The following is a 21,228-nucleotide window of genomic DNA, read 5'->3' as shown; positions in this document are numbered from 1 at the left end:
CCCACCCACAGGGTCGGCAGTCTGAAAATCACCCAGCCCCCGGAGCACCCACCCCCGGAGCCGCCCCCGGCCCCCCACCCTCCCGAAAGCCCCCACCCACCCGAGAACCACCCACCCCACCACAAACAAGGGCGCCCCCTCCCCGACCCGGAGGTCGAAAAGGGGGCGCCCTCAAAAGGCTCTGCTACAACCTCAGTTGTCGCCGTCCTCGTCGATCAGGAAGCCCCGCATCGGCGCCGGAGCCTGCTGCATCGGCTGCGGCGGCTGCGGTCGGACGGCCGCCATCGGCTGGGTCATCCCGGCCGGCTGCATCTGCGGCGCACCGCTGTTGCCACCGGTCGACTGCCCGCCGAAGCTCGGCGCCGAGGAGTTGCCGCCGAAGGCGCTGTTCCCGCCGAAGGACGGCGAGTTGCCACCGAAGGACGGCTGGTTGCCGCCGAAGCTCGGCGCACCGCTGCTCATCGCACCGGCACCGGCCGGGGCCATCGACGAGGCCGCCGGCGGCAGCGACGCGGTGGCGGGGATCCGCGGCGGAGCGAGCGAGTCGTCGGCCTGCGACTCCAGCTGGCGCAGCTGGGTCTCCAGGTACGACTTCAGTCGCGTGCGGTACTCACGCTCGAACGCCCGCAGGTCTTCGACCTTGCGCTCCAGCGTGGCCCGCGCCGACTCCAGCGATCCCATCGCGACGCGGTGCTTCTCCTGCGCGTCCCGCTCCAGCGCGTCGGCCTTCGCACGGGCGTCGCGCTCCAGGCCCTCGGCCCGGCTGCGCGCCTCGCCGACGATCTTGTTGGCCTCGGAACGGGCCTCGGAGATCGCCTGGTCGGCGGTCTGCTGAGCGAGCGCCAGCACGCGGGCGGCACTGTCGCCGCCGGGGCCCTGCTGCTGCATCGGGCCGCCCATGGGGCCGCCCATCTGCTGCGGGCCGCCCATGGGGCCGCCCATCGGCTGCATCTGCTGCTGGCCCATGCCCTGGCCCATCGGGTTGCCCATCTGCTGCGGGCCACCGGGACCGCCCATGGGCTGCAGCATCTGACCGCCCATCGGCTGGACCAGCTGCTGCTGGCCGCCCATGGTCTGGTTCATCTGCTGCTGCTGCGGGCCGCCGGCGGGAAGCTGCGGCGCGGATCCGGCGGGCAGGCCGAGGGGCTGGTTGCCCATCTGCTGCTGCTGAGGGCCGGGGCCCATCTGCTGGGGACCACCCGGGCCCATCTGCTGCGGGCCGCCGGGGCCCATCTGCTGCGGACCACCCGGACCCTGCTGGCCGGGGACCGGCGGGCCGGATATGGCGGCCGGCACCGGAGCGCCGCCCTGTCGGGGCGCGTCCTGCTGCGGCTCCTTGCGCAGGTTGGCCTGGTTCTGCGCGGCGGCACGAGTCGCGGCGGCCAGCTTGGCGCGCAGGTCCTCGTTCTCCCGGAGGAGGCGGGTCAGCTCCGCCTCGACCTCGTCGAGGAAGGCATCGACCTCGTCCTCGTCATAGCCTTCACGCAGGCGGACGGTCGTGAACTGCTTGTTCCGAACGTCCTCGGGGGTCAATGGCATCTCTTCACCTCAACGTGATCGTCGGCACACCGGCATCCTGTCGCATCGCTCACCTACGACTAGGGGTGCACAAGCGAGATCAGGACATACACAATGATCATCAGTACGAAGAAGGACAGGTCGAGCGCCACGCCCCCGAAACGCAACGGCGGAATGAGCCGCCGAAGAAGCTTGAGCGGCGGATCCGTGACAGTGTACGTGGCCTCCAGGACCAGGACCATGGCCTTGCCGGGCCGCCACGAACGCGCGAACTGGAAGACCCAGTCCATGACCAGCCGTACGAGCAGGAACACCAGGAAGACGGTCAGGGCGTAGTAGAGCACCGCCCACACGATGTCCATCGCGTATCCCTCTCCCCGGTCCCGATCCCTCGGGCCTGCCGCTCGTCACCTGTCGCCAACCACTGTTGATCAGATCCACACGTAAAGTCGTGGCCGGGTCAGCTCTGGTTGAAGAACCCACCCTCGGCGATCCGAGCCTTGTCCTCCGCCGTGACATCGACGTTAGCAGGCGACAGCAGGAACACCTTCTGTGTCACGCGCTCGATACTGCCGTGCAGACCGAAGACGAGTCCAGCCGCGAAGTCTACGAGGCGCTTCGCGTCGGTGTCGTCCATCTCGGTCAGATTCATGATCACGGGGGTCCCGCCACGGAACTGTTCCCCGATGGTACGGGCCTCGTTGTAGGTCCGGGGGTGCAGCGTGGTGATGCGGTAGGGCTCTCGTTCGTTCACGACCTTGGGCATGATCACCGGTGCGCTCTTCTCCAGGTTGTGGCGACGTTCGGGTGTGATGGACGACACGGGGGCCATCCTCGGAGTCTCCTGGCGGATCGGCACCGCCGCGGGCACCGGCTGCGGGGTGATCGAGGAGACCGGGGCGGGCGCGGCGGCCGCGGGAGCCGGGGCCGGCCGGGGGATGTCCTCGGTCCGCTGGCCCGTCCGGATCGGTTCGGGGTCCGCGTCGTAGTCGTCGTCGGGGTCGTACCCCTGGCCGTCGTACGTCTCGTCCTCCACGAGGCCGAGGTAGACCGCCATCTTGCGCATTGCGCCGGCCATGCTCCTGTCTCCTCCGCTCATAGCCACCTCGCTCGCGCTCGGTGGCGGCTTCGCGATGCGCGCACCTTCTGATGGTCGCTTCGCTCGTTCCGTACGGACCGGCTCCGGCCCGGGCCGTACGGCCCCGCCTGCGGATTCCGCGGTCCCTCCACGACGGCGTGTCAGCCCGACGGCCGGTCAGATGCGTGGAGTGGGGGCCGCGGAGCTGCGATCCACGGTTCGCTAGCGCTCCGAAGAGCTGCTAGATTCTGTCCTATTTTGTCCTGCTGTCTGATCTACTTACCCGGTGACGTTACCTGAGGGGTGACCTCACTCCGAGTACCGCCGTTCCGACGCGCACATGTGTCGCTCCGGCGGCAATCGCCTGCTCAAGGTCACCGCTCATCCCTGCGGAGACCATGGTGGCAGCCGGATGGGCCGCCCGTACGGCGGTTGCGATTTCCGCCAGCCGATCGAAGGCCCGGGCCGGGTCTCCGGCCAGCGGGCCGGCCAGCGGAGCGACCGTCATCACACCGTCCAGCCGCAGCCCGGGCGTGTCGGCGATCGCGTCGGCCAGTTGCGCGACGTCCTCCGGCGCGACCCCCGCCCGGTGCTCACCCTCCCCGTGCGCCTTGTCCAGCGCCACCTGCACCAGGCAGCCCAGCTCCGGGCGCTCCGCCTTGAGCACCGCCGCGGAGAGCGACTCGACCAGCCGGAGCCGGTCCACCGAGTGCACGTGGTTCGCGTAGCGGACGACCGAACGGACCTTGTTGGTCTGCAGCTGGCCGACGAAGTGCCAGTCAAGAGGAAGGTTTCTGCACTGCTCCGCCTTGGGAGCGGCGTCCTGGTCCCGGTTCTCCGCGACGTCCGTCACCCCGAGACCGGCCAGCAGCGCGGTGTCCTCGGCGGGGTAGGTCTTGGTGACGACGACCAGGGTGACCTCCTCCCGGGCGCGCCCGGCGGCCGCGCACGCGTCCGCGATCCGGCGCTCGACCACGTCGAGGTTGGTGCCGAGTTCCTCGTACCGGTCCCGCTGGCCCTCCGTCAGCGCCGCAGTGAACTCGGGGCTTCCCGGGAACGGTCCGTAGATGTCGTTCGTCATCAGTGATCAGAGCCCAACCAGACGTAGCTCGCGAGCCGGCCGGTGCGCTGCTCGCGGCGATAGGAGTAGTGATCGGCGGATTCAAGGGTGCAGACCGGTGATCTCACCAGTTCCTTGACCCCCACCGCGGCCAGCTGGGCCGCGACTCCCTCCGGCACGTCCAGCGCCGGAGTCCCCCAGGAGGTCTCGGCGAAGGCCTCCGGCACCACCGCGGCGACCTCGGCGCGCAACTGCGCCGGCACCTCGTAGCAGCGGCCGCAGACCGCGGGCCCGGTGGCGGCGGTGATCCGCGAGGGCTCCGCGCCCAGTTCGACCATCGCCCGGACGGCCGCGGGCACCACCCCGGCCGCAAGCCCGGGCCGGCCCGCGTGGGCCGCGCCCACCACGCCCGCCACCGGATCGGCCAGCAGCACCGGAGTGCAGTCGGCCGTCAGCACCGCCAGCGCGAGCGGCCGGTCGGAGACCACCGCGTCCACCGTCGGGGCCTGACCGGGCGGCTGGCGCCCGGTCACCACGGCGACCTCGGCGCCGTGCACCTGGTTCATCCACACCACGTCGGCCGGGTCGAGACCCAGCTCCCGGGCGGCCAGCGCCCGGTTCTCCCGCACGGCCTCCGGGTCGTCCCCCACCGCGCCGCCGAGGTTGAGCTCCCCGTACGGCGAAGTGCTCACCCCGCCCCACCGGGAGGTGAAGGCGAAGTGAGCACCCGCGCGGATCGAGTGATCGATCACTTAAGGAAGTCCGGGACGTCGAGCTCCTCTGCCGGGCTCTCCACGAACGGCTGCCGGGCCGGCTGCACCTGCGGCGGCACCGGGGCGGCGGTGGTGGTGGCCGAGGTCTCGGCGGTCCGGCTCGACGACGCGGTCGAGGACTCGCCCTCCGAGCGGGACGTCACCGAGCCGATGCTCCCGTAGGACGGGCGGCCGGCCGGACGCTCCGGGGCGGCCGGCGGGGTGGCCGGGCGCTCCGGGGCGGTGGACTTGACCACCGGGTCGCGGACGATCGCCGGCGGCTGCCCGCCGTCGAAGCCGGCCGCGATGACGGTGACCCGGACCTCGTCGCCGAGCGCGTCGTCGATGACCGCACCGAAGATGATGTTCGCCTCGGGGTGGGCGGCCTCGCTGACCAGCTGGGCCGACTCGTTGATCTCGAACAGGCCGAGGTCGGAGCCGCCCGAGATGGACAGCAGCACGCCGCGGGCGCCGTCGATCGAGGCCTCCAGCAGCGGCGAGGAGATCGCCATCACGGCGGCGGCCTTGGCGCGGTCCTCACCGCGGGCCGAGCCGATGCCCATGAGCGCCGAACCGGCCTCCGACATCACGGACTTGACGTCGGCGAAGTCGAGGTTGATCAGACCCGGGGTGGTGATCAGGTCGGTGATGCCCTGGACACCGGAGAGCAGGACCTGGTCGGCCGAGCGGAAAGCGTCGAGCACGCTGACCTGGCGGTCCGAAATGGACAGCAGTCGGTCGTTGGGGATCACGATGAGGGTGTCGACCTCTTCGCGCAGGGAGGCGATTCCGTCCTCGGCCTGGTTGGCCCGGCGCCGTCCCTCGAAGGTGAACGGACGGGTGACCACGCCGATGGTCAGGGCGCCCAGGGAGCGCGCGATGTTGGCGACGACGGGCGCGCCGCCCGTGCCCGTGCCACCGCCCTCACCGGCGGTCACGAAGACCATGTCGGCCCCCTTGAGGACCTCCTCGATCTCCTCGCGGTGGTCCTCGGCGGCCTTCCGGCCGACCTCGGGGTTGGCGCCGGCGCCGAGGCCCCGGGTGAGTTCACGGCCCACATCGAGCTTGACGTCGGCGTCGCTCATCAGGAGGGCCTGCGCATCGGTGTTGATCGCGATGAACTCGACGCCCTTGAGACCGACCTCGATCATCCGGTTGATGGCGTTGACACCACCGCCGCCGATTCCGACGACCTTGATGACTGCGAGGTAGTTCTGCGGTGCTGCCACGTCGAAGGCCTCTCGCCTCGAATTTCCGGGTCGGCCCGACCCGGGGCGGGGCCGTACCGACGGATGTCGATGGGTAGGGAGCCTGGTTTCTGACTGAATGTCCGAAATGCCGACCGCCGACCCCAACCCTAAACTTGACCTTTAGGGTTAGTTCTGTGCCTCCGTCACATCACCAGGAAACACAGTCTGGTGACACAGGACACTAGGTGGCTCCGGGCACGCGTTTCAACGAACACGCCGAGCTTCCCTTTTTCTTTTGAGCCTATGTGATCATCGGCCGGCATAGGAAACCGGGGGTGACCACCAAGAGTCGGGCCGACACTTCAAGGCGTCAACCCCTCCCTCAGGCAGAGAACCTACCGGATCATCCCGACACCGCCGGCGCCTCCGGCGCCGTCACGTCGAAGTTCGTGCCCTTCTGGTTCATCAGTGCGACCAGCACCCTGGCCTTCCGGTCGATCTGCTCCGGACTCCCCCAGCGCACCGTCGCACCCCCGCTGAGCTGCAACTCGATGTCGTCGTAGGAGTGCACCAGCACCGAGCCGGCCCGCTTGGCGACCTCCGGCGGCAGCCCGGCGGCCACCGCCACCGCGCCCTGCACCAATTGCGGACGGGAGATCACCCCGTCCACGTCGTTCGCCTGCTGACTGAGTCGCAGCTCGACCACCGGAACGCCCTCCGGCGGAGCCGGTTCGGTGGCGAAGCTCACGCCCCCGGCATCCACCTGGGTGAACTGGCCGTCATCCCCCTTGACGGCGGCCACCGCCTTGCGCTGGACGACCTTCACCCGCAGGGTGTGCGGCCAGCCCCGCCACACCTCGGCCTCGGCCACCCGGGGGATCCCCTCCACCCGGTGCCGGACGTCGTCCAGGTCCACGCGCGCCAGCGGGCCGTCACCGAGCCCGCCGACCGCCGCGCGGACCTGGTCCGCCGTCAACTTGTCGTCGCTCATGCCCTGGACCGCGACGCTGCGCACGTCCAGGACCGAGGAGAGGAACACCAGCCAGGCCAGCACGCCGAGCACCGTGGCGCCGAGCACGCCCAGCACCACGATGCCCCGCCGGGAGAGCCGGAGGCGGGGAGCGGACTCCTCCACCTCCAACTCCTCCTCCAACGGGTCGGCGAGCCGGCCGTCAGCCACGGCGGCGGCCGCCGCGGTGGGCCTGGATCGCCTCGTAGACCATGCCGACCAGCAGGTCGTCGGCGTCCCGGCGGCCGAACTCGGCGGCCGACCGGCTCATGTCCCACAGCCGCTGCGGGTCGGTGAGCACCGGCAGCACGTTCTGGAGCACCCAGTCCGGGGTCAGCTCGGCGTCGTCCACCAGCAGGCCGCCGCCGGCCTTGACCATCGGCTGGGCGTTCAGCCGCTGCTCGCCGTTGCCGATCGGCAGCGGGACGAAGGCGGCGGGCAGGCCGACGGCCGCCAGCTCGGCCACCGTCATGGCGCCGGCCCGGCAGAGCATCATGTCGGCGGCCGCGTAGGCCAGGTCCATCCGGTCCAGGTACGGCACCGGGCGGTACGGCGGCATCCCGGGGACGTCCGCCACCTGCGGCAGCTCGTTCTTCGGGCCGACCGCGTGCAGGATCTGCACGCCGTACTGCTGGAGCCGCGGGGCGATCGCGGTGATCGTCTCGTTGAGCCGGCGCGCGCCCTGGGAGCCGCCGGAGACCAGCAGGGTGGGCAGCCGCTGGTCGAGGCCGAAGTAGTGGCGGGCCTCGGGGCGGGCCGCGGCGCGGTCCAGGGTGGCGATGGTCCGGCGCAGCGGGATGCCGATGTACCGGGAGTCGCGCAGCTTGCTGTCCGGCGTGGAGACCGCCACGAAGTCGCTGTAGCGGGCGCCGATCTTGTTGGCCAGGCCCGGGCGGGCGTTCGCCTCGTGCACCACGATCGGCACGCCGGCCCGCTTGGCGGCCAGGTAGGCGGGCATCGCGACGTAGCCGCCGAAGCCGACCACGGCGTCCGCGTTGACCCGCTCGATGATCTCCTGGGCGGCCCGGACCGTGCCGCGCAGCCGGCCGGGGACGGTGATCAGCTCCGGGGTGGGCTTGCGGGGCAGCGGCACGGCCGGGATGAGCTCCAGCTGGTAGCCGCGCTCGGGGACCAGCCGGGTCTCCAGTCCGCGCTCGGTGCCCAGGGCGGTGATCCCGACGGACGGGTCGTGCCTGCGGAGGGCATCCGCGAGGGCCATGGCCGGCTCGATGTGACCGGCGGTCCCCCCGCCGGCGAGTACGACATGCACCGAAATTCACCGCTCCCTGCGTGCCGGCCCCGGGGCCGGGCGCGCTGTGGTTCGTCGTCGTGGCAGCACCCGGGCCAGTTGTCTCCTGATCCGGGAGTTCTTGCTCCGGGCGGCCAGGGCCGCCTTCGCGCCCGAGGTGCTGCGCGCCAGGCACAGCAGCACTCCGATCGCGGACATGGCCGACAGCATGGCGGAACCGCCGTAGGAGAACAGCGGGAGCGGGACGCCCGCGATGGGCAGCAGTCCCAGCGCCGACCCCAGGTTGATCATGGCCTGCGCCATGATCCAGGTGGTGGCGGCTCCCGCGGCGTACCTGACGAAGGGGTCCTTCGTACCGATGGCCACACGGATACCCGCGTAGCCTAGTGCCGAGAAGAGACCGAGGACCGACAGCGTCCCCACCAGACCGAGTTCCTCGCCGGTCGCGGCGAAGATGAAGTCGGTGTGCGCCTCGGGCAGCTGGCCCCATTTCTCCACGCCGGCGCCGAGGCCGGTGCCGAAGCCGCCGCCGTTGGCGAACGCGAAGACGCCGTGCAGGGCCTGGAAGCAGGCGCCCTCCGGGTCGAGCTTGGTGACGCCGATGCAGCTCAGCCGCTCCGCCCGGTGCGGCACGGTGACCACCAGGGCGGTGCAGACCACCACCGCCACCCCGAGGGTGGCCACGAACAGCCGCAGCGGCGCGCCGACCATCCAGAGCAGCGCGAACACCATGGCCACCAGGATCATCGAGGTGCCCATGTCGCCGCCGAACATGATCAGCGCGAGCAGCAGCAGGGCCCCCGGCACCAGCGGCACCAGCAGGTGCTTCCACGAGTTGAGGGTGCCGGCCTTCTGCTTGCGGGCGAGCAGGTCGGCGCCCCAGAGCACCAGCGCGAGCTTGGCGAACTCCGAGGGCTGGAACTGGAAGAAGCCGAAGTCCAGCCAGTTCTGGTTGCCGTTGATCCGCACCCCGATGCCGGGGATGGCCACCAGCGTGAGGGCGCCGATCACAGCGATCATCACCGGGTAGGTGATCACCCGCAGCACCGCCACCGGGACGGAGGCGAAGCCGATCAGCAGGACCAGGCCGAGGATGGCCGCGATCAACTGCTTGAGGAAGTAGTACTGCGCCGTGTGGTGCTGGTTCAGGGCGAGGATCTGCGAGGCCGAGAAGACCATCATCAGACCGAGCACGACCAGCAGCAGGGTGCTGCCGACGACCAGCAGGTACGGGGTGAGCGGCCGGTCCAGCCAGTACCGGACCCGGGCCCGGAAGGCCTGGACGCGGGCCAGTGGACCGGCCGACTTGTACTTGGTCGTGGTGGCGGAGATCACTCTCATCGGCTCGGCGGCGTCCCGCTTCTCAACGCCGGAATCCGCTCTGCCCTGCCCCGCCACCGCTCCCCGCTCACTGTTCTCCGTCCGACGCCCGCGCCGGACCGCCTACTCGCCCGCCAGCTCCCGGACGGCCGCCGCGAAGAGGTCGCCGCGCTCGCCGTAGTTGGTGAACATGTCCATCGAGGCGCAGGCCGGTGCCAGCAGCACCGTGTCACCCGATCGGGCGAGCGACGCGGCCGTTCGAACGACCTCGGCCATCGCCACCGCGCCAGTCTGGCCCTCGGCCGCCTCGATCACCGGCACATCCGGAGCGTGTCGCTCCAGCGCCTCCCGGATCAGCGCCCGGTCCTCGCCGATCAGCACCACCCCGCGCAGCCGCTCGGCCGCGCCCTGCACCAGGTCGTCGAAGGTCGCGCCCTTGGCCAGGCCCCCGGCGATCCAGACGATCGGCCGGTAGGCGGCCAGCGAGGCGGCCGCCGCGTGGGTGTTGGTGGCCTTGGAGTCGTCGATGTACGCGACCTCGCGGACCACGCCGACCTCGGCGATCCGGTGGGCGTCCGGGCGGAAGGCCCGCAGGCCCTCCCGGACGGCCTTCGGGTCGACGCCGTACGACCGGGCCAGCGCCGCCGCGGCGAGCGCGTTGGCGATGTTGTGCGGGGCCGGCGGGTTGACGTCCTCGACGGCGCCCAGCTCGGCCGCGTTCTTGGCCCGGTCCTCGACGAAGGCCCGGTCCACCAGCAGTCCGTCCACCACGCCGAAGTTCGACGGGCCGGGCGCGCCGAGGCCGAAGCCGATCGCCCGGCAGCCCTCCTCGACGTCGGCCTCGCGGACCAGCGCCTCGGTGGCCGGGTCGGCCAGGTTGTACACGCAGGCGACGACGTTGCCCTCGTAGATCCGGCCCTTGTCGGCGGCGTACGCCTCCATCGAGCCGTGCCAGTCGAGGTGGTCGGGTGCCAGGTTGAGCACCGCCGCCGAGTACGGGCGCAGCGAGGGCGCCCAGTGCAGCTGGTAGCTGGAGAGCTCGACGGCGAGCACGTCGTACGGCTCCTCGGCGAGCACCGCGTCCAGCACCGAGACCCCGACGTTGCCGACCGCGGCGGTGCGCCGGCCGGCGGCGGTGAGGATCGAGGCGAGCATCTGGACGGTGGTGGTCTTGCCGTTGGTGCCGGTGACGGCCAGCCAGGGAGCGGGCTCGCCGGTACCGGGCAGCGGCCTGCGCAGCCGCCAGGCCAGCTCGACGTCGCCCCAGACCGGCACCCCGGCCGCCTCGGCGGCGGCGAACAGCGGGCTGTCCGGCGCCCAGCCGGGCGAGGTGACGATCAGTTCGGTGCCCTCGGGCAGGCTCGCCCCGTCGCCGAGCCGCACGGTGACGCCCAGCGCCTCCAGCTCGGCGGCCCGGGCGACCAGGCCGGGCCCGCTGCCGCCGTCCACCACGGTGACCCGGGCGCCGAGGCCGTGCAGGACACGCGCGGCGCTGATGCCGGAGACGCCGAGCCCCGAGACGGCGACCGGCAGGCCGCCGAAGTCCGGGTTGGTCAGGTCGGGGTCGGTCATCCGGTCACCCATCCCGCGTAGAACAGTCCGAGGCCGACGGCGACGCACAGGCCCTGGATGATCCAGAACCGGACCACGATCAGGACCTCGGTCCAGCCCTTGAGTTCGAAGTGGTGCTGCAGTGGCGCCATCTTGAAGACGCGCTTGCCGGTCATCCGGAAGGAGCCGACCTGGATGATCACCGAGAGGGTGATGATCACGTAGAGGCCGCCGAGCAGGGCGAGCAGCAGCTCGGTGCGGGAGCAGATCGCCAGACCGGCCAGGGCGCCGCCGAGGGCGAGCGAGCCGGTGTCACCCATGAAGATCTTGGCGGGCGAGGTGTTCCACCACAGGAAGCCGAAGCAGGAGCCCATCAGGGCGGAGGCCACGACGGCGAGGTCCAGGGGATCGCGGATGTCGTAGCAGTTGGCGGTCGCGGTGATGGCGTAGGCGCAGCTCTGGGTGTGCTCCCAGATGCCGATGAAGGTGTAGGCGCCGAAGACCATCACCGAGGCACCGGTGGCGAGGCCGTCCAGACCGTCCGTCAGGTTCACGCCGTTCGACATCGCGGCGATCATGAAGTACGCGAAGATGACGAACAGGACGGGGCCGATCGCCCACTTGAAGTCCCGGACGAAGGACAGGCTCTGGGACGCCGGGTTGAGCCCGCGGTCGTCCGGGAACTGCATCGCCAGGACGGCGAACCCGAGACCGACGATCGACTGGCCGGCCAGCTTCGCCTTGGCCCGCAGGCCCAGCGAGCGGCGCTTGACCACCTTGATGTAGTCGTCCAGGAAGCCGACCAGGCCGAGACCCGCGGTCAGGAAGAGCACCAGCAGCCCGGAGGCCGTCGGGCTCTCGCCCGTTATCGCCTTCGTGGCGAAGTACGCGATCAGGGTCGCCAGGATGAAGGCGATGCCGCCCATGGTGGGCGTGCCCTTCTTGCTGTGGTGCGCCTTGGGGCCGTCGTCACGGATGTACTGGCCGTAGCCGTGCTTCGCGAGCACCTTGATCAGGGCCGGGGTGCCGAGCAGCGACAGGATGAGACCGATCATCCCGGAGAAAAGGATCTGCTTCATTATTCGGCCACACCGTCCGCCAGGAGGGCCTCGGCCACCTTCTCCAGCCCCACCGAACGGGAAGCCTTCACCAGGACCACATCCCCCGGCCGCAGCTGACTGCGCAGCAGCTCGACCGCCGCGTCCGCGTCGGACACCAGCACCGACTCCTCACCCCACGAACCTTCGTTCCTCGCGCCGAGTTCCATGCAGGCCGCCTCGCGTCCGCCGACCGCCACCAGCTTGGTGACGTCGAGCCGGACCGCGAGCCGCCCGATGGCGTCGTGCTCGGCCAGGCTCTCCTCGCCGAGCTCCCGCATCTCGCCGAGCACCGCCCAGGTGCGGCGGCGCTCCGGGCCCCGGCCCCCGATCGAGACGAGCGCCCGCAGCGCGGCCCGCATCGAGTCGGGGTTCGCGTTGTAGGCGTCGTTCACGACGGTGACACCGTCGGCCCGGTCGACGACCTCCATGCGCCAGCGGGACAGCGCACCCGCTTCGCCCAGGGCTGCCGCGGTGTCGTCGACGGACATCCCGAGCTCCACCGCCACCGCGGCGGCGGCGAGGGCGTTCGAGACGTGGTGCTCACCGTACAGGCGCAGCTGCACGGTCGCGGAACCGGCCGGGGTGGTGAGCGTGAAGGATGGCCGCCCGGTGGCGTCCAGGCGAACGTCGGTGGCCCGTACGTGGGCGTCCGGTGATTCCCCGAACAGGACCACCTTCGCCTTGGTGCGGGAGGCCATCGCGCGCACCAGCCGGTCGTCCGCGTTCAGGATCGCGGCACCGTCGGCGGGCAGCGACTCCACCAGTTCGCCCTTGGCCTCGGCGATCGCCTCCTGGGAGCCGAACTCGCCGACGTGGGCGGTGCCGACGTTGAGGACCAGGCCGATCCGGGGCGGGGTGATCGAGGTGAGGTACTCGATGTCGCCCTTGTGCCGGGCGCCCATCTCCATCACCAGGTGCCGGGTGCCGGCCTCGACCCGCAGCGCGGTCATCGGGTGGCCGATCTCGTTGTTGAGCGAGCCGGGCGGGTAGACCGTCTCGCCGTGGCGCTGGAGCAGCTGGGCGATCAGGTCCTTGGTGCTGGTCTTGCCGGCCGAGCCGGTCAGCGCGACCACGGCGGTGCCCTCGGCACGGGCGACCACGGCGCGCGCCAGCCTGCCGAGCGCCTCCACCACACTGTCGACCAGGACGGCGGGCACGCCGACCGGGCGGGAGGCCAGCACCGCGACGGCGCCGTCCCCGACCGCCTTGGCCGCGTAGTCGTGGCCGTCCACGTGCTCGCCGACGAAGGCCGCGAACAGGCCGCCGGGGACCACCTTCCGCGAGTCGACCTCGACCGGGCCGGTGACCAGGGCGTCCGGGTCGGCGCCGTCCAGCGTGCCTCCGACGGCGGCGGCCACCTCGGCGAGGGTCAGTGCGATCACTGCTGCTCTACTCCTCGGTCGCCCCGCGCGGCCGCGGTCCGCGCGATGGACTCGCGCAGCACCTCCCGGTCGTCGAAGGGGCGGATCTCGTCTCGTACGTACTGGCCGAGCTCGTGGCCCTTGCCGGCCACCAGCACGGTGTCCCCCGCCCGGGCGCGGGCGACGGCGAGTGCGATCGCCTCGGCCCGGTCGGGGACGACCAGGACGGCTCCGCGCTCGGCCTCGGGCACCGCGGCGGCGCCGGTCAGCATGGTGGCGAGGATCGCCAACGGGTCCTCGCTGCGCGGGTTGTCGCTGGTCAGCAGGGCGGTGTCGGCCAGGCGGGCGGCGATGGCGCCCATCGGGCCGCGCTTGTGCGGATCGCGGTCGCCGCCGCAGCCGACCACGACGTGCAGCCGGCCCTCGGTGACCTGGCGCAGCGAGGCGAGGACGGCCTGGAGGGCGTCCGGCTTGTGGGCGTAGTCGACGACGGCGACGAACGGCTGTCCGGCGTCCACCCGCTCCAGACGGCCGGGCACGCCGGGGACGGCGGCGACGCCGGCCACGGCCCGCTCCAGCGGCAGCCCGGCGGCGACCAGCACGGTGATCGCGGCGAGCGCGTTGGCGACGTTGAACGGGCCGGGCAGCGGGACGGAGGCGTCGGCCTCGGCGCCGTCCGGGCCCAGCACCCTGAAGGTGGAGCCGACCGGCCCGAGTCGGACGTCCACGGCCCGCCAGTCGGCCCCGGCGGCGCCGGTGGCGGAGAAGGTGGTCACCGGGATCTCGGCCTCGGCGGCGAGCCGGCGGCCGTACTCGTCGTCCAGGTTGACCACGCCCCGGCGGGACTTGCCGGGCTGGAAGAGCCGGGCCTTCGCCTGGAAGTAGTCCTCCATGTCCGGGTGGAAGTCGAGGTGCTCGGGGGTCAGGTTGTTGAACAGCGCGACGTCGTACGCGACGCCGTCGGTGCGGCCGAAGACCAGGGCGTGGCTGGAGACCTCCATGGTCACCGCGTCGGCGCCGCGCTCGGCCATCACGCCGAGGATCGCGTGCAGGTCGGTGGCCTCGGGGGTGGTGCGCTCGCTCTTGATCCGCTCCTCGCCGACCCGCATCTCGACGGTGCCGATCACGCCCGGGCTGCGCCCGGCGCCGCGCAGGCCGCCCTCGACCAGGTAGGAGGTGGTGGTCTTGCCGTTGGTGCCGGTCAGCCCGAGCATCAGCAGCCGCCGGGAGGGGCGGCCGTAGACGATCGCGGCCAGCTCGCCCATGACGGCCCGCGGCCGGTCGACGACCAGCAGCGGCAGGCCGGTGGCGGCCGCCTGCTCGACGCCGGCCGGGTCGGTGAGCACCGCCACCGCGCCGGACTCCGCGGCCTTGGCCGCGAAGGCCGCGCCGTGGTGGTTGGCGCCCGGGAAGGCCACGTACACGTCGCCCGGGCGGACCGCGCGGGAGTCGTGGGTGACACCGCTGACGGCGCCGCCCTCGACGGGCGGCAGGCCCAGTTCGGCGGCCAGCTCGGCGAGCGGCAGGGCGGTGGTCCCGGTCGGGCGGGGCGGACTCACGGTGGTTTGATCGGGTTTCGGCACGGCGGGAAGGCTATCCGCCGAAGGGTGTCCAGGGCCAAACCGGCCCTTCGCCGCGCCGTGCTCCGGCCCGGCCGGTTCGTTGCTCATCGCTCGTTCACGGCTTCCAGTCGACGGTGAGGTTGGGCGCCTGGCTGCCGCTCGGCGGGACCTGCATGGTCTTCAGGGTGAACTCCATCACCTGCTTGAACACCGGGCCGCACAGCTGGCCGCCGAAGTGGCCGTTGACCGGGCCCTGGAGGGTGCAGGAGACGGTGTACCGGGGGGCGTCGGCGGGGGCGAAGCCGATGAAGGAGGCGGTGTAGCCGTCGTAGCCGACGCCGTTGGCGGCGCCCCGGTTGGCGGTGCCGGTCTTGCCCGCGACCCGGTAGCCGGAGATGGCGGCCTTGCCTCCGGTGCCCTGCTCGTCGTCGACGACCGACTCCAGCATCGAGGTGAGGGTCTTGGCCGTCTCCGGGCTGACCACCCGGGTCTGCTCCCCCGGCGCGCTCGGCGTGTACTTGCCGTTCGGGTCGGTGACGCCCTGGACGATGCTGGGCGCGACCCGCACCCCGCCGTTGGCGATGGTGGAGTAGACCGAGGTGGCCTGCAGCGCGTTCATCTGCAGCGGGCCCTGGCCGAAGGAGATGTTGTACTTCTCCGAGGCGACCAGGTCCTCCGGCTTCTTGAGCATCCCGGGGGTCTCCCCGGGGAAGCCCAGGCCGGTCGGCCGGGCCACGCCGAACTTGCGCATGTAGCCGTCCAGCACCTGGTTGGCCTTCAGCTGGTCGCCGTCGCCGAGGGTCTCGACCGCCTCGATGGTGCCGATGTTGGACGACTTGGCGAGCACCCCGGCCAGGGTCAGGTACCAGGGGTCGTGGTCGATGTCGTCCTTGAACTGCTGCCCGGCCCGGACCAGCCGGTTGGGCACGGTGACCTTGGTGTCCCAGGTCGCCTTGCCGGAGTCCAGCACGGCGGCCAGGCTCATCAGCTTGGCGGTGCTGCCCGGCTCGTACGCGTCGGCCAGGGCGGGGTTGCCCAGCTGCGCCTGCTTGGACAGGCTCAGGTCGTTCGGGTTGAAGCCGGGCGCGGTGGCCATCGCGAGGACCTGACCGGTCTTCACGTCCTGGACCACCACGTAGCCCTTCTCCGCGCCGGAGTTGGCCACCTGGTCGGTGATCGCCCGCTGGGCGGCCCACTGGATGTCCCGGTTGATGGTCAGCTTCACGTCGTCGCCCGGCACGGCCGGCTCCATCGAGCCCCCCGCGGTGGGCACCAGCCGCCCGCCCGACTGGGCGTAGCTGCTGTGGCCGTCCTTGCCGGCCAGCAGCTTCTGGTACTGGAGTTCCAGGCCGCCGGCGCCCTCGCCCTCGGCGTTGACGAAGCCGACCAGGTTGGCCGCCAGCCCGTCCGCGGGGTAGATCCGCTTCTGGGTCTCCCGGTTGAACACCCCGGCCAGCGGGTTGGCGCACTCGTTGTCCACCCGGGTGCGTCCGCCCTGGTCGGCGGGCTTGCCGAGCAGCCTCTTCTGGGCCTGGCAGGCCCGCGAGCCGGCCTGCTTCTCCAGGCCCGACTTGAGGTCGCTGATCTGCTTCTTGGCGGCCGGGGTCTGCTGGGCCGCGAGCCGCTTGTAACGGCTCTTGGGGGTGTGCAGGTCGGCGGCGATCTTCTCCTTGGGCACGCCGAGGATCGGCGACAGCAGCGCGGCCGCCTGCTCCGGCGCGTCCGGGATGCCGGTCGCCTCCGGGGTGAACATCGCCGGGTCGGCGGTGATGTCGTACGCGTCGACGGTGGCCGCCAGCGAGACCCCGTCGGAGGACGTTATCGAGCCGCGTTCGGCGGTGATCGGGATGTTCAGGTAGCGGTTGGTGTTGGCGTCGGCGGCCAGCGCGTCGGCGTCCACCAGCTGGAGCTGCACCAGGCGGCCCGCGAAGACGGAGAACACCAGCGACAGCACCACGCTGATCACCCGCAGCCGGCGCTTCGGCTCGGCCAGTTTGAGCGCCTTGGGGCGCAGCGACGGACGGCTCCGCGGGCGCACCGCCGCCTGGCTGCGGGCCGGCGGGCGTCCCTCGGGCCCGCGCTGCTGCGGCGCCCGCGGGGTACGGCCGACGGAGGCCGACCTGGCGGGCTGGGCCTTGGCCGACTGGCTGCGGGCGGGCTGCCCCTTCGCCGGCTGGCTCCTGGCCGGTTGGCCCTTCGCGGGCTGGCCCTTCGTGGGCTGGCCCTTGACCGGCTGGCCGCGGCCGGAGCCGGACTGCGCGCGCGGCGCGCCGCCGCGGGGCACCGGACGGCGGCCGTTGCCGCCGCCGGACCCACTGGTGGGCTGACGTGGAGTGCTCATGCGACCACCTCGCTGCGCTCGGCGGACGCTTCGCACCATTCGTACCTGTTGACGGTTCGCCCGTTCCGCCCGCTCACCGGCCGGCACCCCCGCTCGGCTTCGCGCCCGCGGCGGGCGGGACCGGGTTGAGCTGGATCACCGAGTCACCGGCGGACGCCGCCGGGGTCGGCGCCGGCGGCGGGGCGGCGGGCGACGGGGCACCGCCCGGCTGCGGCGCGGCCGGCGACGGTCCGGCGCCGGGCTGGGCGGCACTCGGCTGGGCCCTGGTCGGCCACGGCTCGGCCGTGGAGCGCTTGACCGGCGGGCTGTCCTGCGCCGGGCCCGGGGTGCCGATCACCTTGCCGCCGTTCGGGACGTCCAGGAAGGCCATGCCGCCGGCCGGGACCATGCCGAGCTCGGCCGCGCGCCGCGACAGGGCGTCCGGCGCCGAGCTCTTGTCGATCTCGTGCTGGAGGCCCTGCTGCTCGTCGGTCGCCGTCGTGGTCTGCTTCTGCAGCCGGGACAGCTCGAAGGAGCCCTCGTTGAGCGCGGTGTTCAGCGTGAGCAGGCCGAGCAGCCCGGCCGCCAGCAGCACCACGATGAGCACCGCGAACGGCGTGCGCCGCCGCACCGGGCGCCTGCCCGGCCGGACCGTGATCCGTGCCCTGCCCTGCCTCGGGAGTCCTCCCCGCCCCGCCCGGACCTCACCGGCCACCGGCCCCACCGCTCTCCTCCGCCCTTCGGACCCGCCGGGACCGGTTCGTCAGCCCCGCTTGCTACGGTCCCTGATCCTCTCCGCCACCCGCAGCCGCACGGGCGCGGCACGCCGGTTCTCCTCGATCTCCTCCTCGGTGGCCAGCTCGGCACCGCGAGTGATCAGTTTGAGCCAGGGCTGGTGCTCCTCCGGGATGAACGGCAGGCCCGGCGGAGCGGTGCTGGTCGCACCGGCGGCGAAGCACTGCTTGACCAGGCGGTCCTCCAGCGACTGGTAGGACATCACCGCGATCCGGCCGCCCACCGCGAGGACGTCCAGCGCGCCCGGGATCGCCCGGTCCAGGACCTCCAGCTCGCCGTTGACCTCGATCCGCAGCGCCTGGAACGTCCGCTTGGCCGGGTTCCCGCCGGTCCGACGGGTCGCCGCCGGGATGGCGTTGCGCACCAACTCGACCAGACGCGCGCTGTTGGTGAACGGTTCCTTCTCCCGCTCCCGCAGGATCACCGAGGCGATCTTCCCGGCGAACCGCTCCTCGCCGTACACCTTGAGGATCCGGGCCAGGTCGCCGTGGCTGTAGGTGTTCAGCACCTCCGCCGCGCTGATCCCCCGGGTCTGGTCCATCCGCATGTCCAGCGGCGCGTCCTGCGCGTACGCGAAGCCGCGCTCGGCCTCGTCCAGCTGCATCGAGGAGACGCCGAGGTCGAACAGGACGCCGTCCACCTCGTCGATGCCCAGGCGCTCCAGCACCTCGGGGATCTCGTCGTAGACGGCGTGCACCAGGGTGGCCCGGTCGCCGAACGGGGCCAGCCGCTCGCCGGACAGCTTCAGCGCCACCGGATCGCGGTCCACCGCGACCAGCCGCACCTGCGGGAACTGGGTCAGCAGCGCCTCGCTGTGCCCGCCGAGGCCGAGGGTGGCGTCGACCACGACGGCACCGGGGCGCGAGATCGCCGGGGCCAGGGCGTCCATGCACCGCTGGAGCATCACCGGAACGTGCTTGGGGCCCGGTTCGTTGGTGGTCATGCGCGGTGGCGCCCTTCCTCAGGTGCGGAGCAGCCCGACGTCCGGGAGCTGCGACCATTCTCGCCCACCGTGCCCCGGCACGACGAAGCGGCCCGTGGTCCCCGCCCGCTCAAGGGGAAGGTCGTGACCGCCCGGCGCCGGGGAAGGTGCGCCAGGTGGGCACGGAGCGGGAGGAGGCCACGGACCGCGTCGACCGGGCCGCACCGGCCGGGAAGGCCCGGTTGACGGGCCCCGGCGGGTGTGCTCCACTGCGCCGCAAACTCTATCGCGCGGGCCTTGCCAGTCAATGGTCCGCTCCGGCGCACCACCCGGGCGGCGGTACGGATCACCGCAGGTCGCGGGCGTGCGGGTGGACCGGTGGCGGCACGGATCGGGGGCCTTCGACGGCCGGCGCGCGCCCCCTTCCCGCCCCGCGTGCGGGTCACCCCGTACCGGCCCGGACGGACCCTCCGGTTGTGGCGATGCACCCGATCGCGGCGCCCGGTTCTGTAGCTCCCCGCTCCACCGCGCGGTCCCGATCCGCACTAACGTCGCCACCATGACAGTGACACCCGACCGGCCCTCGCCGAACGCCGCTGCCGCTCCTGCCAGACCCACCGTCATCGACCGCTTCGTCACGGCCAACCGCACCTACGCCGTGACCTTCCAGGACGGCGGGATGGACGCCCGCCCGGTGCAGAAGATCGCCGTGGTCGCCTGCATGGACGCCCGCCTCGACCTGTTCGCGGCGCTCGGCCTCGAACTCGGCGACGCGCACGTCATCCGCAACGCCGGAGGCGTCGTCACCGACGACACCATCCGCTCCCTGACCATCAGCCAGCGCGCCCTCGGCACCCGCTCGATCGCGCTGATCCACCACACCGGCTGCGGCCTGCTCGGGCTCACCGAGGACTTCCGCCGCGAGCTGGAACTGGAGGTCGGCCAGCGCCCGCAGTGGGCGGTGGAGGCCTTCGTCGACCTGGACGGCGACGTCCGCCAGTCCATGCAGCGCGTCCGCACCTCTCCCTTCCTGCTGCACACCGACGACGTCCGCGGCTTCGTCTTCGACGTCCACACCGGCCTGCTGCGCGAGATCGACTGAGTTCTCCGTCCGCTCGTCCCCGGGCCCGCCGCAGCCGCCCGGAGACGAGCGGACCGGCCACCCGCGGTCCAGGCATTCGGGAACCTCCGAATGGTGACTTCTGGCCATCCCGCGGGGGAGAATGCGCCTGCCGGTCGGACCCCGAACCACCTGGGGCGGCCAGGCCGCAGGCCGCCTTTCCCGGCGCCGGATCCTCGTTCGGAACCGCCCCCGGGACGGCCGCGTCAAGCATGGGGTGGGGCCCGGCCTCGGGACGGGGCGGGCACAGGGTGCCAGGGAGCGTAAACGGGTGACGAGCTACAACGATCAGGCCGGACTCGGCAGTCCTGCGGGGGGCGAGCAGCAGAGGGCGAACGGGTACCAGCCGGTCGGGCTCCCCGAGCTCGCCGCGGTCGTCGACCGCGTCCGTGCCAACGTCGAGAGCGTGATCGAGGGCAAGCCGGAGGCCGTCCGGATCGCCCTGACCGTCCTGCTCGCCGAGGGCCACCTGCTGCTGGAGGACGTGCCCGGCGTCGGCAAGACCATGCTGGCCAAGGCGCTCGCCCGTTCGCTCGACTGCACCGTGCGCCGCATCCAGTTCACGCCCGACCTGCTGCCCTCGGACGTCACCGGCACCAACATCTACGACCAGCAGCGGCACGACTTCGAGTTCCGCCCGGGCGCGATCTTCGCCCAGGTCGTGGTCGGCGACGAGATCAACCGCGCCTCGCCCAAGACCCAGTCCGCGCTGCTGGAGTCCATGGAGGAGCGCCAGGTCACCATCGACGGCACCAGCTACGAGCTGCCCTCGCCGTTCATGGTCGTGGCCACCCAGAACCCGGTCGAGATGGAGGGCACGTACCCGCTGCCGGAGGCCCAGCGCGACCGCTTCATGGCCCGGATCTCGATCGGCTACCCCAGCCCCGAGGCCGAGCTCGCGATGCTGGACGTGCACGCCGGCGCCAGCCCGCTGGAGGACCTCCAGCCGGTCGCGCACGCCTCCGACATCCTCAAGCTGATCGACCTGGTCCGCGGCGTGCACATCGCCGACCCGGTCCGCCGCTACGCCGTCGACCTGGTCGGCGCCACCCGCACCAGCCCGGAGCTGCGCCTGGGCGCCTCCCCGCGCGCCACCCTGCACCTGGTCCGGGCCGCCCGCGCCGCCGCCGCGCTGGACGGGCGCGACTACGTCACCCCGGACGACATCCAGCGCCTCGCCGTCCCGGTCCTGGCGCACCGTCTGATGCCGACCGCCGAGACCCAGCTCAGCCGCCGCACCTCCGAGCAGATCGTGACCGACCTGGTCGCCCGGCTGCCGCTGCCGCGCCCGCAGGGCGGCCCGGCCGTCCGGAGGGGCTGA

Annotated in this window: 18 protein-coding genes; 2 read left to right on the top strand and 16 right to left on the bottom strand. The window is 72.3% G+C overall.

Annotation, left to right across the window (positions count from 1 at the left end; genetic code table 11):
• Positions 1-192: 192 nt before the first annotated feature.
• From ACFVGO_RS33110 to rsmH, 16 genes are all read right to left on the bottom strand, one after another.
• Positions 193-1,539: a DivIVA domain-containing protein gene (locus tag ACFVGO_RS33110; protein WP_380551092.1), complete on the bottom strand. Its 1,347-nt coding sequence runs from the start codon at positions 1,537-1,539 to the stop codon at positions 193-195.
• Between the two features lie 59 nt (positions 1,540-1,598).
• Positions 1,599-1,880, bottom strand: a complete 282-nt coding sequence (locus ACFVGO_RS33105; protein WP_030060143.1) for a YggT family protein — start codon at positions 1,878-1,880, stop codon at positions 1,599-1,601.
• A 98-nt stretch (positions 1,881-1,978) separates the two neighbouring features.
• Entirely contained in the window at positions 1,979-2,596 is a 618-nt protein-coding gene (locus ACFVGO_RS33100; protein ID WP_224276937.1) for a cell division protein SepF, read from the bottom strand.
• A gap of 292 nt (positions 2,597-2,888) precedes the next feature.
• A complete protein-coding gene (locus ACFVGO_RS33095; RefSeq protein ID WP_359912801.1) occupies positions 2,889-3,677 on the bottom strand; it encodes a YggS family pyridoxal phosphate-dependent enzyme in 789 nt (262 codons plus the stop codon).
• Positions 3,677-4,408 carry a peptidoglycan editing factor PgeF gene (gene pgeF, locus ACFVGO_RS33090; protein WP_359912804.1) on the bottom strand — a complete coding sequence of 244 codons (732 nt, stop codon included), beginning with the start codon at positions 4,406-4,408 and terminating at the stop codon, positions 3,677-3,679. Before pgeF ends, ACFVGO_RS33095 begins: the two co-directional genes overlap by 1 nt.
• Entirely contained in the window at positions 4,405-5,637 is a 1,233-nt protein-coding gene (ftsZ, locus tag ACFVGO_RS33085; protein ID WP_359912807.1) for a cell division protein FtsZ, read from the bottom strand. Before ftsZ ends, pgeF begins: the two co-directional genes overlap by 4 nt.
• Before the next feature lie 364 nt (positions 5,638-6,001).
• Entirely contained in the window at positions 6,002-6,778 is a 777-nt protein-coding gene (locus ACFVGO_RS33080; protein ID WP_359912810.1) for an FtsQ-type POTRA domain-containing protein, read from the bottom strand.
• Positions 6,771-7,877 carry an undecaprenyldiphospho-muramoylpentapeptide beta-N-acetylglucosaminyltransferase gene (murG, locus tag ACFVGO_RS33075; RefSeq protein WP_359912813.1) on the bottom strand — a complete coding sequence of 369 codons (1,107 nt, stop codon included), beginning with the start codon at positions 7,875-7,877 and terminating at the stop codon, positions 6,771-6,773. Before murG ends, ACFVGO_RS33080 begins: the two co-directional genes overlap by 8 nt.
• 6 nt (positions 7,878-7,883) lie before the next feature.
• Positions 7,884-9,197 (bottom strand): putative lipid II flippase FtsW, encoded by a 1,314-nt coding sequence (ftsW, locus tag ACFVGO_RS33070; RefSeq protein ID WP_359912816.1) that lies wholly within the window; start codon positions 9,195-9,197, stop codon positions 7,884-7,886.
• Between the two features lie 102 nt (positions 9,198-9,299).
• The gene (gene murD, locus ACFVGO_RS33065) at positions 9,300-10,748 is read right to left on the bottom strand and encodes a UDP-N-acetylmuramoyl-L-alanine--D-glutamate ligase (RefSeq protein WP_380635776.1); all 1,449 of its coding nucleotides are present in this window, start codon (positions 10,746-10,748) and stop codon (positions 9,300-9,302) included.
• Positions 10,745-11,806, bottom strand: coding sequence for a phospho-N-acetylmuramoyl-pentapeptide-transferase (gene mraY, locus ACFVGO_RS33060; RefSeq protein WP_359827635.1), 1,062 nt, complete (start codon positions 11,804-11,806; stop codon positions 10,745-10,747). The genes murD and mraY overlap by 4 nt, the downstream gene beginning before the upstream one ends.
• Positions 11,806-13,209: a UDP-N-acetylmuramoyl-tripeptide--D-alanyl-D-alanine ligase gene (gene murF / locus ACFVGO_RS33055; protein WP_359912822.1), complete on the bottom strand. Its 1,404-nt coding sequence runs from the start codon at positions 13,207-13,209 to the stop codon at positions 11,806-11,808. The genes mraY and murF overlap by 1 nt, the downstream gene beginning before the upstream one ends.
• On the bottom strand, positions 13,206-14,858 hold the full coding sequence (locus ACFVGO_RS33050; protein ID WP_359912825.1) for a UDP-N-acetylmuramoyl-L-alanyl-D-glutamate--2,6-diaminopimelate ligase: 1,653 nt from the start codon (positions 14,856-14,858) through the stop codon (positions 13,206-13,208). The genes murF and ACFVGO_RS33050 overlap by 4 nt, the downstream gene beginning before the upstream one ends.
• A 7-nt stretch (positions 14,859-14,865) precedes the next feature.
• On the bottom strand, positions 14,866-17,091 hold the full coding sequence (locus ACFVGO_RS33045; RefSeq protein WP_359912828.1) for a penicillin-binding transpeptidase domain-containing protein: 2,226 nt from the start codon (positions 17,089-17,091) through the stop codon (positions 14,866-14,868).
• A 73-nt stretch (positions 17,092-17,164) separates the two neighbouring features.
• Positions 17,165-17,701 (bottom strand): cell division protein FtsL, encoded by a 537-nt coding sequence (locus ACFVGO_RS33040; protein ID WP_359912831.1) that lies wholly within the window; start codon positions 17,699-17,701, stop codon positions 17,165-17,167.
• A gap of 132 nt (positions 17,702-17,833) precedes the next feature.
• Positions 17,834-18,808: a 16S rRNA (cytosine(1402)-N(4))-methyltransferase RsmH gene (gene rsmH, locus ACFVGO_RS33035; protein ID WP_359912834.1), complete on the bottom strand. Its 975-nt coding sequence runs from the start codon at positions 18,806-18,808 to the stop codon at positions 17,834-17,836.
• A 538-nt stretch (positions 18,809-19,346) separates the two neighbouring features.
• Here rsmH and ACFVGO_RS33030 point away from each other — a divergent pair.
• The gene (locus tag ACFVGO_RS33030; protein WP_224283459.1) at positions 19,347-19,889 is read left to right on the top strand and encodes a carbonic anhydrase; all 543 of its coding nucleotides are present in this window, start codon (positions 19,347-19,349) and stop codon (positions 19,887-19,889) included.
• A gap of 289 nt (positions 19,890-20,178) precedes the next feature.
• The gene (locus ACFVGO_RS33025) at positions 20,179-21,228 is read left to right on the top strand and encodes an AAA family ATPase (RefSeq protein ID WP_380357231.1); all 1,050 of its coding nucleotides are present in this window, start codon (positions 20,179-20,181) and stop codon (positions 21,226-21,228) included.

Origin of the sequence: Kitasatospora sp. NPDC057738 (assembly GCF_042798815.1) — a bacterium.
Classification (GTDB): Bacteria; Actinomycetota; Actinomycetes; order Streptomycetales; family Streptomycetaceae; genus Kitasatospora; species Kitasatospora lactacystinica.
Note: the sequence above shows the minus strand (reverse complement) of the source record. Positions and strands in the feature narration are given on the sequence as shown.

Coding starts and splice junctions, on each gene's coding strand:
- ACFVGO_RS33110 (WP_380551092.1), bottom strand. CDS start 1,539: ATGCCATTGACCCCCGAGGACGTTCGGAACAAGCAGTTCACGACCGTC.
- ACFVGO_RS33105 (WP_030060143.1), bottom strand. CDS start 1,880: ATGGACATCGTGTGGGCGGTGCTCTACTACGCCCTGACCGTCTTCCTG.
- ACFVGO_RS33100 (WP_224276937.1), bottom strand. CDS start 2,596: ATGGCCGGCGCAATGCGCAAGATGGCGGTCTACCTCGGCCTCGTGGAG.
- ACFVGO_RS33095 (WP_359912801.1), bottom strand. CDS start 3,677: ATGACGAACGACATCTACGGACCGTTCCCGGGAAGCCCCGAGTTCACT.
- ftsW (WP_359912816.1), bottom strand. CDS start 9,197: ATGAGAGTGATCTCCGCCACCACGACCAAGTACAAGTCGGCCGGTCCA.
- murD (WP_380635776.1), bottom strand. CDS start 10,748: ATGACCGACCCCGACCTGACCAACCCGGACTTCGGCGGCCTGCCGGTC.
- mraY (WP_359827635.1), bottom strand. CDS start 11,806: ATGAAGCAGATCCTTTTCTCCGGGATGATCGGTCTCATCCTGTCGCTG.
- ACFVGO_RS33050 (WP_359912825.1), bottom strand. CDS start 14,858: ATGAGCAACGAACCGGCCGGGCCGGAGCACGGCGCGGCGAAGGGCCGG.
- ACFVGO_RS33045 (WP_359912828.1), bottom strand. CDS start 17,091: ATGAGCACTCCACGTCAGCCCACCAGTGGGTCCGGCGGCGGCAACGGC.
- rsmH (WP_359912834.1), bottom strand. CDS start 18,808: ATGACCACCAACGAACCGGGCCCCAAGCACGTTCCGGTGATGCTCCAG.
- ACFVGO_RS33030 (WP_224283459.1), top strand. CDS start 19,347: ATGACAGTGACACCCGACCGGCCCTCGCCGAACGCCGCTGCCGCTCCT.